Annotated in this window: 9 protein-coding genes; 6 read left to right on the forward strand and 3 right to left on the reverse strand. The window is 70.8% G+C overall.

Annotated elements, in window-relative coordinates; translation table 11 throughout:
• Positions 1-67 precede the first annotated feature (67 nt).
• The 3 genes from ABKA17_RS21150 to ABKA17_RS21160 all read right to left on the reverse strand — a co-directional run bounded on the left by ABKA17_RS21150 (position 68) and on the right by ABKA17_RS21160 (position 4,833).
• The gene (locus ABKA17_RS21150; RefSeq protein WP_353693712.1) at positions 68-1,729 is read right to left on the reverse strand and encodes a phospholipid carrier-dependent glycosyltransferase; all 1,662 of its coding nucleotides are present in this window, start codon (positions 1,727-1,729) and stop codon (positions 68-70) included.
• A gap of 92 nt (positions 1,730-1,821) precedes the next feature.
• Entirely contained in the window at positions 1,822-3,756 is a 1,935-nt protein-coding gene (locus tag ABKA17_RS21155) for a phosphatase PAP2 family protein (protein ID WP_353693713.1), read from the reverse strand.
• Between the two features lie 168 nt (positions 3,757-3,924).
• Positions 3,925-4,833 (reverse strand): N-acetylglucosamine kinase, encoded by a 909-nt coding sequence (locus ABKA17_RS21160; protein WP_353693714.1) that lies wholly within the window; start codon positions 4,831-4,833, stop codon positions 3,925-3,927.
• Positions 4,834-5,143: 310 nt separating this feature from the next.
• Between ABKA17_RS21160 and ABKA17_RS21165 the strand changes: the two genes are divergently transcribed.
• From ABKA17_RS21165 to ABKA17_RS21190, 6 genes are all read left to right on the forward strand, one after another.
• On the forward strand, positions 5,144-6,265 hold the full coding sequence (locus ABKA17_RS21165; RefSeq protein ID WP_353693715.1) for an ROK family protein: 1,122 nt from the start codon (positions 5,144-5,146) through the stop codon (positions 6,263-6,265).
• Positions 6,266-6,539: 274 nt separating this feature from the next.
• Complete coding sequence (locus ABKA17_RS21170) at positions 6,540-7,862, forward strand: ABC transporter substrate-binding protein (RefSeq protein WP_353693716.1); 1,323 nt, start codon at positions 6,540-6,542, stop codon at positions 7,860-7,862.
• 123 nt (positions 7,863-7,985) lie between these two features.
• The gene (locus ABKA17_RS21175; RefSeq protein ID WP_353693717.1) at positions 7,986-8,906 is read left to right on the forward strand and encodes a carbohydrate ABC transporter permease; all 921 of its coding nucleotides are present in this window, start codon (positions 7,986-7,988) and stop codon (positions 8,904-8,906) included.
• The gene (locus ABKA17_RS21180; protein ID WP_353693718.1) at positions 8,903-9,805 is read left to right on the forward strand and encodes a carbohydrate ABC transporter permease; all 903 of its coding nucleotides are present in this window, start codon (positions 8,903-8,905) and stop codon (positions 9,803-9,805) included. The genes ABKA17_RS21175 and ABKA17_RS21180 overlap by 4 nt, the downstream gene beginning before the upstream one ends.
• A gap of 2 nt (positions 9,806-9,807) precedes the next feature.
• Positions 9,808-11,517: a hypothetical protein gene (locus ABKA17_RS21185; protein WP_353693719.1), complete on the forward strand. Its 1,710-nt coding sequence runs from the start codon at positions 9,808-9,810 to the stop codon at positions 11,515-11,517.
• A 14-nt stretch (positions 11,518-11,531) separates the two neighbouring features.
• Positions 11,532-13,361, forward strand: coding sequence for a hypothetical protein (locus ABKA17_RS21190; RefSeq protein WP_353693720.1), 1,830 nt, complete (start codon positions 11,532-11,534; stop codon positions 13,359-13,361).

A 13,361-nucleotide genomic window follows, 5' to 3' on the forward strand; every position in this document is an offset into this window, starting at 1 on the left:
GCGCCTCCTTTGTCTTCCACAGTGCCTCAACATAGCCCACACACTGTTGTGACCAGCGGTTGTGCGGTCACCGTCGATAGATCGTGATCGAATGACCGACTTGATCGATCGGACGGCTGCTGTCGATCAACTCGGCCAGCCGGCCTGTCGCCTTGGCGACCGAGGAGTCCGACACCACCATCAGCCCCCGCACTTCGGCCACGGGTACCCGGCGCGGATCGGACGCCTCGATGCCGTAGTACGACGGCACACCACTGCCCTTGTACACGAGCCAGATCCGCTCGCCCGGATACCGCTCGCGCAGCCGGTCGGCGAGGCGCCCGAGGTCCTGGCCCCAGTCCACGTTGGAGTCGTGCAACCGCAGATGCGTCTCGGCGGGCCCGCCGAACGCCTCGTTGGAGTACGGCAGATAGAGGGGGAACGTGCGCGCCGAGCTGACCGCGACGAACAGTACGAGCGCCCCCGCCACGGCACCGGCCCACCGCCATCGCAGCCTGAGCACCCCGGCCGCCGCCACCGCCAGGAACATCGGCACGAACACGGCGTAGCGGGTGCCGAAGTCCCGGGAGCCGGTCATGGCCGCGCCGAGCAGCACGGCGGTGGGGACCAGCAGATAGGGCGCCGCGGGGCGCAGTTGCCGTACCGTCACGACCGCGACGGCACCGGCGGCCCACAGCGCGAGCATGCCGAGCGGTGTCTTCACCAGCAGGGCGGCGGGCAGGTAGTACCAGAGAGAACCGGTGTAGAGCCGCCCGAACAGGAACCCCTGCCACGGATGGTTCTCGAAGCCGAACTGCACCCGCATGCCGTCCCGGTAGGCCTCCGGGAACGGCATCAGATCGACCATCAGGGCCCGCAGCCCGTGCACGACGGGCACATGCTGCTGCGGAGACCAGCGCAACCGCGGATCCACCACGAGATACGACAGCCATACGACGGCGACCGCCACCACCGCCACGACACCCGCCCCCAGCAGGGCCTTGCGGCGGGCCGTCGGGTTGTGGCGCCACAGCGACCAGGCCGCGAGCGCCAGCAGCACCGGAACGGCCGGCAGCGCGCTCATCTTCGTCGCCAGCGCCGCCCCCGCGGCGACCCCGGCGAGCGGCACATACGGGTACGGCCGTTGCCGTGCCCGCCACAGCAGCCACACCGACGTCAGCAGGAAGCCGGCCGTGGGTACGTCGAGGGTGGCCAGGGAGCCGTGCGCGATCACGTCGGGGGAGAAGGTGTACAGGGCGAGGGCGACCAGGCCGCCCGCCGGGCCGGCGAGTTCCCGGGCGAAGGCGAAGACGACCAGCGCGAACGCCAGCGTCAGCGCGACGACCGGCAGCCGGGCCCACAGCATCACCCGCCAGGGGTCGTTGCCGGACTCGTACAGCAGATGCCGGCCGACCTGTCCCTGGTCGCCGCTGAAGGAGGGGTCGTAGTCCGGGTCGGCGAGCGCCATCCCGACGCCGATGACCAGCTTGCCCAGGGGCGGATGCTCGGGGTTGTACCGGATCTCGTGCTCGTGCAGGTAGTCGGTGGCCGTGGCCACGTACACGGGCTCGTCGATGGTGGGGGTCTGCTGCAGGGCGGTGGTCACCATCGCCACGGCCATCTGGGTCAGCAGGACGACGACGAGGAGCGGGACGAGCCATGGCCGGCTGGGCCGTCCCGCCGACGGTGGGGCGGGTGTCTCGGGGGGAGCCTCCGGGGCCAGGACCGGGTGCAGTTCGCGTGCCATCATCCGCCCCGCGGCGACGCGGACCGAGCGGGAGCGGGAGCAGTGCCGAGACGCCTCATGCGCCTACTGTGCATCAGCTCCCGCCCCCGTGGGCGTCACCGCTTCAGGAGTCGTACCGACAGACCTTCCGCCGTGTAGACGGGTACGGCCCGCAGCGTGTCGGAGTTCAGCTCCACCCGGTCGAACCGGCCGCGCAGTCCCGCGGCGCCGATCACCCGCACCACACTGCCGGCCACCGGCGGCTTCTCGGCGTCGAGGCGCAGCGACAGGACGCTGCCCGAGCCCAGGACCGCGCGCCGCGTCACCTCGAGCGCGGGCCCGCGACCCGAGCGCAGCGTGACGTCGAGCGTCGAGGACTCCTGGGCGTAGGTGCCGTGGATCTGGACCGACTTGCTCGTCGCGATCCGCAGGGCGCCGCCGGAGACCCGGACCTCGCCGTGGCCGAGGGCGTGGGCCGAGGCGGCGGACAGCACGCCCTCGCGGACCACGGTGCCGCCGGTGTAGCGGTTGTGGCCGGTCAGGGTGAGGGTGCCGGTGCCGCGCTTGGTCAGGGAGCCGCCGCCCTCGATGTCGTTGCGCCAGGCGTCGGAGGCACCGAAGCCGCCGGCCGCGGCGTCGAGGGTGACCGTCACGTCGGAGTCGAAGGAGCCGTAACCGTCCGCCGCGGCGAACAGGTTGAGCCGCCCCCACTGCTCCCAGCCGTCCAGCAGGACGTACCCGGAGGGCAGCGCGGTCGTGCGCAGCACCTCGCGCCGCTGCTCGGCGGTGAGGTAGGGCTGCCGGGTCTCCAGGAGCACCTCGGCGCCCTTCGGCACGGTCAGCGGCTTGCTGCGGCCGTGCCGGGTCAGGACGTAGGTCAGCTTGGGCTCGACCAGGCAGGCGTTCGCCTCGCGGTCGGCGTAGGCGTCTGAGGCGTCCGCGTGGGCGTAGGCGTAGAGGGTGTCGGCCGTGGTGCCGGTCTGCGCCTCGAAGTAGGCGAGGGCCTGGGCGCGCGCGGCGGCCTTGAGGTCGGCGTTCGCCGGGTCGGCGAGCGCCGCGGCGGCCAGGGCGGTGGCCATCACACGGCCGCCGAGGACGTCGACGGTGGAGTGCATGCCGGACATGATCCGGGTGTGGCTGAGCTCGAAGGCGCGGGTCACCAGCTCCTGGAAGCGCTCGGGCACGGCGTACGCGAACGCCAGGGCCGCCAGGTGGAAGGCGTTGGTGTGTCCGCTGGGGAAGCCGCCGTCCTCCGCCGCGGTCGTGCCGCGCTGCTGGAGCAGCTGCGGGGCGACGATGACGTCCGAGTCGTAGACGGGGAAGCCGAGGGAGTCGGTCCTGCCGGTGTCGACGACCTCGCTGTCCTCGTTCATCCGCCAGGGACGCGGGTACTGGAAGGCGAACTTGGCCGGGTTGCCGGAGGCGAACGGGCCGCGCACCGCGTCGACGAGCCGGGCGACCTGGCCGAGCGACGAGTCGTAGGAGCCGGCGCCGAGCGCGGAGCCGGCCGGGGCGTCGGCGGGCACCGCGTCGTTGATCTTCCCGGCGGGGGTGCCGTCGGGAGCGGAGGTGATCGAAGTGACCGCCTTGGCACCCGAGCGGTACAGGTCGGCGAGCGGACCGAGCGCGCCGATCATCGCGTAACTCTGGTGCTGGCGGTCGTAGATGAACGATTCCTTCGCCTGAGCGTCCGTGCGCGCACCGGTGAGGCGGGCGCAGTAGCGCATGTTGGCGCGCAGGATCTCGGGGAGCAGGGGCGTGCCGGTGTTCCAGGCGCCGCCCGTCTTCCATATCTCGGCGAAGCCGCCGAGGGCCCGGATCACCGCGTTGGTCTCGGCGGTCTGGTTCGCGACGATGTTGGTCTTGTAGTCGTCGACGAACGCGAGAGCACTCGTCGCGGCCTTCGCGTCCGCGGCCCCGAGCCACGAGGCGAGGGTGGGCGCGGCCAGCACACCGGCCGAGACACCGAGGGAGGTCCGCAGGAACCCCCTTCTGTTCACGGCGAGTTCACTGACCTGCGTGGTGGAACGGGGCCCGGCGGATGACGGCATGCTGCTGCCTCTCTCGAGTTCTTCGGCCGTGCGGCCGGGGAAGCGTTGCGATGACAGCCCGTGGGGCGCGGGAAGGCGATCGAGCCGCGAGATACCCCATGGGGCTTACGAGCGAAGATCTACGGGCGAGTCGTGTCGGAACGGGGTGGGCCCGGCGTCCGACAGGTGTCACAGAAGTGAACGCGCCAGCGCCACCGCCCCGTCGACCGGCGGCGCGCGCAGCGGCGTCGGCCGGGCCGAGGGCACCCCGGCCGCCAGCGCCGACACGAAGGCGTCGTACAGCGACGGCTGGGCGAGGACGGTACTGCCCGCGACCACGACGTCGTCGACCACCACCCCGCGGGCGGCGAGCCGTTCGACGAGCGCGGCCAGGGCACGGCCCGCTTCGGCGATCACGGTGCGGGCGGGCGCGGATCCGGCCTCGGCGGCGGCGAAGACGGCGGGTGCGTGCCGGCCCCATTCGGCCGAGGCGGCGGTGACGTGTTCCAGCGCGGCGCCGAGCGCGGGCACTTCGGACACCTCGAACCCGGCCAGCAGGGCGTGTGTCAGCGCGTCGGGCTCCGCTCCGCGGTCGTGCGCCGCCCATACGGCACGGACGGCCTCGCGGACGAGACCGGCGGCGCCGCCCTCGTCGCCGAGGAGCGCGCCCCAGCCGCCGACCTGGACGGTGGTGCCGTCGGCGAAACGGCCCACCGCGACCGAGCCGGTGCCGGCGACCAGCCCGACCCCCTTGTCCAGGCCCGCGGCCGGGACCAGCAGTTCGGCGTCGCCCACGACCAGCGCGGGCGCGTCGAAGTGCAGTTGGAGAGCGGTGCGGATCTGTGCGCACTGACGCGGGGTCTCGCAGGCGTGCCCACCGACGGCGAGGGCCGAGGGGCGGGCGCCCGCCGGAAGCGCGGCGGCGGCCAGTGCGGCCAGCCATCCGGCGGCGGCCACGGGGTCGTGCGGCCGCCAGCCGCTGCTGGACCGGACGTGATCGGCGATCAGGGTGTCGCCCGCGAACGCGCGGAGCTGCGCCTTGGTACCGCCCACGTCGATCCCGACCACGAGCGGGCCGGGCACAGGGGTGTCCTGCACGGAACCTCTTTCGTCGGTGCGCTGAAATGCTGCGACGGTGGGCGAACCGTGCCTGGAGGCAGGCCAGTTGATGAACTAGGGAAGCCTCGGGACAGGCCTCTGACGGACCACGGCAGGCGAGTACCGTGACGTTCGTTAGGAAGTTAACTAACGAAGTACAGTGCGTGTCAATAGGCGTCGAGCACTCGGCTTCCCCGGCCTTTCGTCCGGGTCGGGAACGCGTGACGCCAGGGCAACCCATCGCCGCCTCCAGCCGAGCCGATCGGCTCCGGAGAGTGGCCTGTGACCTGGGGGAAGTGTGGAAGATGACGTGGTAAGAGCCCCCCGTCTGACCGAAAGCGCCAGCGCCGTGTTCACCGTGCTCGCCCAGGCCGGCACCGCGACTCGGCCGCAGTTGGCGAGTCTGGCGCGGCTGTCGAAGCCGACGGTCTCCTCCGCCGTCGCCGAGCTGGAGGGTGTGCGGCTCGCCGCGCACTCCGGCACCTCCTCCGGCGCCACGGGACGTAGCGCCGCCGTGTACAGACTCGGCCCGGCCGCGGGCGCCGTGCTCGCCGTCGACCTCGGCCCGGCCCTGACCCGGGTGCGCGGGTGCGCCCTGGACGGCACGCTGCTGGCCGAGGCGACCGGCCCCCGGGAGGACGCCGCCGACGTCGTGCGGGAAGCGCTCTCCGCGCTGCCCGTGGACGCGCCGCTGCGCACGATCGTGGTGGCCGTCGGTGACGTCACCGCGCCGCAGCGGGTGCGCCCCGCCACCGCCAAGGCCGGTCCCGTCTTCGACGCGGTGGCGGTCGCGCTGCCGCCCGGGGTCCCCGTCCACCTGGAGAACAACGTCAACTGCGCCGCTCTCGCCGAACTGCACGAGGGCGCCGCCCGCGGCCGGCACACCTTCGGCTACCTGCGGATCGGCGTCGGTATCGGTCTCGGCATCGTCGTGGGCGGACAGGTGCTGGCCGGCGCCAACGGAGCGGCCGGAGAGCTGGCCCGGCTGCCCTACCCGTGGGACGACGACCTGGAGCCGCGGCACGAGGCCCTGGAGGAGTACATCGGGGCCCGCTCCCTGCTGCGCCGGGCCGGTGAGGCCTGGCCGGATTCCGAGGGCGCCCGTCCGCGCACCGCCGAGCGGCTCTTCGCCCTGGCCGGACAGGGCAGCGCGACCGCCTGCGCGGTGGTCGACCGGCATGCCGTGGACGTGGGCCGGCTGGCCGCCGCCGTGACCGCCGTACTGGACCCGGGGCTGCTCGTGCTGGGCGGCAGTACGGGTGCGTTTCCGCAGCTCCTGCCCGGTGTGCGGGCCGAGCTGGAGCGGCTCAGCTGGCCCACCGAGGTGGTCAGCAGCCAGGTGGGCGATCTCGGCACCGTCGTGGGCGCCGCGCGCCTGGCCGTCGCCCGAGGAGTCCAAACCGTGACCGAGGTGGCGCGGATGAAGGATTGACGGTTTCGGACTCGGTCTGCCAATGTCCGGACAAGCGCTTTCTAAGTCGGCCGGGACGCCGGCTTGGGTGAGCGTCCCGCCCGTACTCGACGTACGGCAACCGCACCAGGGCGTGATCGTGCGGCGACGGCCACAGCGGCCGGGGACCCTCGCTCGTCAGGATGACGCGGCCGGGCGAGGCCGCGCCCTCGGAAAGCACATTCTCCTGCAAAATGCACCAGTGCCGCCTTGATCGGCGCCGTGCTCCGTCTCCTACGACGAAATGGGATCGAAGATGACCACTGTGGGTGTGCGGCGCTCTCGCCGACTCGGCCGCGGCGGTGTGCGCCGCCTGGTTCCCCTCGCTGCCGTGGCCTCGGCAGGTGCCCTGCTGCTGACCGCCTGTGGAGGCGGCTCCGACTCGGGCGGTACGTCCAAGTCGCTGACGTTCTGGATCTCCACGGTTCCGGGCCAGGACGCGGGCTGGAAGAAGATGGTGGCGCAGTACGAGAAGGAGACCGGCGTCAAGGTCAAGCTGGTCAACATCCCCTACGACGGCTACGCGACGAAGCTGCGCAACTCCGCGCAGGCCAACTCGCTGCCCGACGTGGCGGCCGTGCCGGCGCTCGACCCGATCTGGTCGAACAAGCTGATCGACCTCAGCGAGATCGCCAACAACAAGACGAACAAGATCAACGCCAACTTCGTCGCCAAGGACTCCTCCGGGAAGGTGCTGTCCATCCCCTCGGACGTCACCGCGTCCGGCATGTTCATCAACAAGTCGCTGTTCGAGAAGGCCGGCGTCGACTACCCGACCTCGCCCGACAAGACCTGGACCTGGGACGAGTTCATCAAGGCGGCGGACGAGGTCCGCGAGAAGACCGACGCCAAGTACTCCCTGACCTTCGACCAGTCGCCGTCCCGGCTGCGCGCCATGGTCTACGAGAAGGGCGGCAAGTACGTCCACGCCGACGACTCCGGCAAGTTCTCGGTGGACGACGCGACCAAGAAGGCCGTGAAGACCTTCGTCGGCTGGAACGACGACAAGACCATGCCGAAGTCGGTGTGGACCAGCGGCGCCGACCCGTCCGCCATGTTCCAGAGCGGTGACGTCGTCGCCTACTGGTCCGGTGTGTGGCAGGTCGCCGCCTACTCGGAGAGCATCACGAAGTTCGAGTGGGCGAGCGTCCCGACCCCCGCCCAGCCCGTGCAGGCCAGTGACGTCAACAGCGGTGGCATGACGGTCGGCTTCAACAACAACGCCGACGCGGCCGGCGCCGCGAAGAAGTTCCTGTCCTGGCTGTACGAGCCCGACCACTACAAGACGCTGTGCGAGACGTCCGGCTTCCTGCCGGTCGAGAGCGGTCTGAACCCGAAGTACCCCTTCAAGTCCGAGGCGGCGCAGGCGGCGTTCAAGCTCTACAACGAGTCCATCCCGCTCTACGACCCGATCTCCGGCTACTTCAACAGCGCGCAGACCAACTGGGTGCTGAAGGGCAAGAGCCTCGCCGACGACCCGACCAAGGCGGAGCTCGGCAAGGCGATCAACGGCGAGCAGTCGTCCGACAAGGCCCTGCAGAACATCGTCGACGGCTACAACCAGCAGGTCGGCGGCTGAGCGTAGGCCGGCAGTCCCGGGCGGCGGAGTCCCGACCCCGCCGCCCGGGCCCCCACCCCACGTGATGCCGGGCTCATGGCCTGAGCCTCCAGGAACCCAATCCACCAGCACGGAGTCAGGAAGATGACCAAACGCGCCCCGGACGCTTCGGACGTGTCCGTGAGCCCGCCCAGGAGACGAAGCAAGTACACCCTCGCCCCGCTCGTCCTCATCTCGGGCAACGTCGTGCTCTTCGCGCTGTTCTTCGTCTGGCCGGCGGTGATCGGGCTCGTCTACTCCTTCACGAACTACACGGGTGTGGGGTCGTTCCAGTTCGTCGGACTGGACAACTACCAGAAGCTGCTCGGGGACTCGACGTTCTACGACGCGACGACCCGCACGCTGCTGTACACCGTGCTCTTCGTTCCGCTGAACTTCGTGCTGTCGCTGCTCATCGCCAACGTGCTGGTGAGCAAGCACGCCAAGGGCGCGTCGGTCGCGCGCATCTTCTTCTTCATCCCGTGGCTGTTGTCGCCCATCATCGTGGGTGTCCTGTGGCGGTGGCTGTTCGGTGAGAACTTCGGACTGGTCAACTACTTCATCGAGAAGTTCGGCGGAAGCGCCGTTCCCTGGCAGTCGAACGCGGACCTGTCACTGATCGTGGTCGTCGTGGCGGCGGCCTGGGCCTGGACGGGCTTCTCCATGCTGCTGTTCATCGCGGCGATCAAGAACGTCCCGACGTCGTACTACGAGGCGGCCGCGCTCGACGGCGCAGGTCCCTGGCGCCAGTTCTTCAGCATCACCCTGCCGAGCATCGCCCCCACGTCCTTCATCGTCATCCTGCTCAACACGATCCACGCGATGAAGGAATACGCGGTGTTCGCCTCCCTCAACAACGGTGGCCCCGGAACGTCGAACAACCTGCTGGTCCAGTACATCTACCAGACGGGCTTCAAGTCGGGCCAGATCGGCTACGCGAGCGCCGCGTCGTTCGTGCTCATGCTCATCCTGATGGTCGTCGCGATGATCCAGATGATGGTCAACCGGCGGGTGGAGAACCGATGACAACCACAGACATGCCACGCAAGGTCGACGCCGGGCCCGGACGACCTGTCCGCAAGAAGCGGTCCCGCGGCTCGGCCACCGGAGGGCTTCGGCGCGCGATCGCCCCGACGACACTGCTGTGGGTCCTCGCGGGCCTCTACGGAGTGCCGGTGCTGTGGTTCGTCCTCAGCTCCTTCAAACCGGCGGGAGACCTGTTCTCCCTTCCGCTGACGGTGTTCCCCGAGAACCCGACCGTCTCGGGTTACAAGGAAGCGTGGGCGAGCGCCAACTTCTCCGGGTACTTCGTCAACACGGCCATCGTGTGTCTGGTCGCGACGATCCTCACGGTGGGTGTCAGCTGCTGCACCGGCTACGCGCTGGCCAAGTACGACAACAAGTGGCTCAAGGCCTTCTTCCTCTGCATCCTGGCCACCACGATGCTGCCCGCCGAGGTCATGCTCGCGCCGCTGTTCCTCGTGGTCCGCGACCTCGGCTTCTACAACTCGCTCTCCGGCATCATCCTCCCGGCCCTGCTCACCGCGACCGGCTGCTTCATGTTCCGCCAGTTCTTCCTGACGGTCCCCGACGAACTCATCGAGGCCGCCCGCATCGACGGCGCGAAAGAGCTGTCGATCTTCCTGCGGATCATGGTGCCGCTCTCCCGGCCCATCATGCTGACGCTCGCCATCCTGTCGTTCCAGTGGAGGTGGAACGACTACATCTGGCCGCTGCTGATGCTGAACGACCCGGACAAGTTCACGGTGCAGATCGGCATCCAGAGCCTCGTCGGCGCGCAGAACATCAACTGGTCGGTGCTGCTCGGTGGATCGGTCATTTCCATGATCCCGTTGATCGTCATCTTCCTGGTCTTCCAGAAGTACGTCATGAACGCCGACATCAACGCCGGACTGAAGGACTGACCTTGCCCTCCGCGCTCGACCACGAGTTCGTACGGTCGGCGGCGCGCGCCGCCGACCGGTCGGCCGCCCCCCTCGCGGCCGACCCCGACGGTGAACCCGCCGGTGTGCCGCACCGTGGTCTGGCGCGGCGGGTGAAGACCCTGGTCGCTGCATATCGCTGTCCGGACTCGGAACTGCACGGCAGCAAGCAGGCCGTGGCCGCCGCGACGACCCACCTGCGCGCCCTGCGTGCCGTGCAGACCGACACCGGTCTCTTCGCCGGCGGCGACAACGTCCAGTCGCCGCCGGACTCCGCGTTCACCGTCAACGACGTGTGCGACGCGCACGTCCTCGCGGCGGGCGGGGGGCCGGAACTGCACGAGGTCACGGCGGCACTCGCCGAGATCGCGCAAGCCGCCACCGGGGCGCTCCTGACCGGCGGGGCGCACACCCCCAACCACCGCTGGGAGCTGGCCGCGGCGCTGGCCCGCCTGCACCGGTCGTTCCCCGACAAGCGGCTGCTCGACCGCGTCGAGGAGTGGCTCTCGGAGGGCGTCGACATCGACGCGGCGGGCCTGTACTCGGAACGCAGCGCCGTCTACGCGTCCCATGTCTCCAACCCCTCGTTGCTCCTGCTCGCCGATGTCCTCGGCCGCGCCGACCTGCGGGACGCCGTCGAACGCAATCTCGCCACCACCCTGGACCTCATCAGGCCGGACGGCACGGTGGAGACCGTCCACTCGCGACGCCAGGACCAGAACCACCGGTTCCCGCTGGCGCCCTACCTGCCGCACTACCGGCTGCTCGCGATCCGTACCGGCCGGGGCGACTTCGCCCGCGCTGCCCGCCTGGCGGCCGCCGACGGCATCGACGACCCCGACCTGCTCGCCGAGACCCTCCTCACCCCGGAACTGTGCCGCGCTCTTCCGGCCCCGGACACGCAGAAGCTCCCGCGCGACCGGTACCTCTCCACCGCGCGTCTCGCCGCACACGTCTCCGCCACCGCGCACACCGTGGTGTACGGCGGCTCCGACGTGCCCGAACACCGGCGCATCCGCTCGGGCCTCGCCTGCAACCCCACCTTCCTGCGCCTGTTCGCCGGCGAGGCCGTGCTCGACGCGGTCCGTCTCTCACGGGGGTTCTTCGACCTGGGCCCGTTCCGCGCAGCCGACATGCGACGGCTCGCCGACGGCCGGTACGAACTCACCCAGACCCTCACGGCCGCCTACTACCAGCCGCTCCCGCCGGACCGGCGACGGGACGACGGCGCCTACCGGCTGACGGACGAGGGCCGCTTCTCGGCCGCGATGGCCTTCCCGGACCGGCCTCGCGACGACGTCTCGCACACGACCCGCGTCGAGGTGGACCTCAGGGACGACGGCGCCGACCTGCGGATCGACATCAGCGGACCAAGGGTGCCCTGGGCGCTCGAACTGACCTTCCGCCCGGGCGGCGAGCCGATGGGCGCCGTACCGCTCGGCGACGGACGCTGGTGCCTGACGACCGAGCCGTTGACCTACCGCGTCGGCGCCGACGAGATCCGGGTCGAGGCCGCCGTCGAGACGGGCGAACCGCTCGCCGGACCGGACCGGAGCGACGTACTGCGCTACGACCCGGGTCAGGACTACACCGTGGCCGGCGGCACCGACGCGACGACCGGTGACCGTGTCTACCTCGGTGGGCACGGACCGCAGGCCCTGACCCTCACACTGCGCGCCACCTCTCAGGCATGAAGGGCTGATCTTCCTTGCACCTCCCACGCCAGCTCGGGCCGCTGCACGACCTGCCGGACACCCCGGAGGCCTACGACGCCGTCCTCGCCGACGTCGTCGAGCAGGCCCTCGCACGCCTCACGCCCGAGGGCAACCTCGAACACCCCGACTGCGTCGACGACATCGGCGACACCTCGCTCGGCATCACCTCGCTCCTCGCCCTCGCCTGGCAGCGCACCAAGGACCCGAGGCTCCCCGACGCGGTCCGGCGCAGCCTCGCCTTCCATCTGGGCGAGCGGGTGTACGTCGAGGACAACCCCGGCTACCCCAACCTGCGGGTACGCAACTCCGGTCTGCCGTACGCCCGTTACACCCTGGCGGCGGGTGCGCACCCCATCGGGGACTGGCCCAGCACGGTGTGGGCGCTGCTCCAGGCGGTCAACGTGCTGGACGCGGCGGACGGGCTGGTCGACGACCGGCAGCGCGTCGAGCTGATCGAGGTGGCGCGCGGGTACTGGCGCTGGCTGACCGAGGCGACGTTCTTCAACCCGCAGGAGGCGGGCAACCAGGCGATCGGCTGTGTCGTGGGCGGGCTGATGCTGGCGAGCCATCTGCCCTCTCCCGAACGGGAGTCGGTCCGCGGCCGCGCGCTGGAGCTGTACGCCGACGAGATCCGCGCCCACCGGGTCCACGACCGGGGCGCCCTGCTGCCGCCCGAGCACGGCGGCGCCTACGACAACAACTACGGCCCGATCTCTCTGTCCTTCCTCGCCCAGGCCCACCGGGTCAGCGGCGAGGAGGTCTTCGCCGAGGACGGCGAGGCGCTGGCCCGCTACATCGACGCCCGGCTGACGAACGGCGGCTTCGACAATGGCGGCCCCCGCTACAGCGAGCAGCACTCCGCCTTCGAGTCGGTCCTGGGCCTGCGCTACTTCGGCGCCCGTATCGGCTCCGACCTGGGCCGCTACCGCGGCGACAGCCGGTGGGCCCGGCACGCGGTGAAGGAGGACGGCGGGGTCGACGGGCACTTCGCGTGGATGCTGGTCTGGCAGATCCAGGACCCGACGCGCTGGCACCGGACGCCCTCAGACGCACCTGTCCGTCACCAACTCCGTTCCGGGACCGTGTCGGTGGCCTTCGACGGCCATATGACCCCGGCGGTGGTCGAGGCGGGCGGCACCTACTATCTGCCCGCCGCCGTCGACCGCCAGCACGGCCACGGCCCGGTCGTCGACGGCTTCCTGTTCTGCCGTCCGATGGGCGAGGTCCGCGTCCGTGACGTCCGCGCGGACGGACTGACGGCCAAACTCGTCACCAAGCCCGTGGTCGGCCGCGACCACGTCCTGCGGCACGTACGGTCCCTCTACGTCACCGACGGCACGAGCCTGTGGGTGACGGTCGCCGTGGAACGCCTCCCCGGCACGCCGTACCTGCTCGCCGGGATGCCGTACGCCACCGACGACGGCGACCGGGTGCTGCGGACCTCGCACGCCGAGGTCGGCTCCGTCGGCCGACTCCGGCTGACCCATCCGCAGGCGGAGGGCGTCGACCACTTCGACGCCCGCTCCGAGGCCACCCAGGAGCAGGCCGCCTTCGCCCTCGCCGAGGACCCCCGCGGCTACGGCAACCCCGACCTGGGCTGGCGCCACCTGGTCTCCTCGACGGCCCTGAAGGCCGACCCGGTACCGGACGCCCCCGAGGGGCTGCATGTCTTCGCGGTGCGTTACGGCTCCGGCGACGCGCTCACGGCGGACTTCGCGGACGGGCCCGAGGGCCTGACCGTCCGCACCGAGGCGTTCACCGCCGTGATCGGTGACGTGGCGGGGGACGCTCACGGCGAACCGGAGCTGACGCTGCACGCCTGA

Origin of the sequence: Streptomyces sp. RG80, from assembly GCF_040446465.1 — a bacterium.
Lineage (GTDB): Bacteria > Actinomycetota > Actinomycetes > Streptomycetales > Streptomycetaceae > Streptomyces.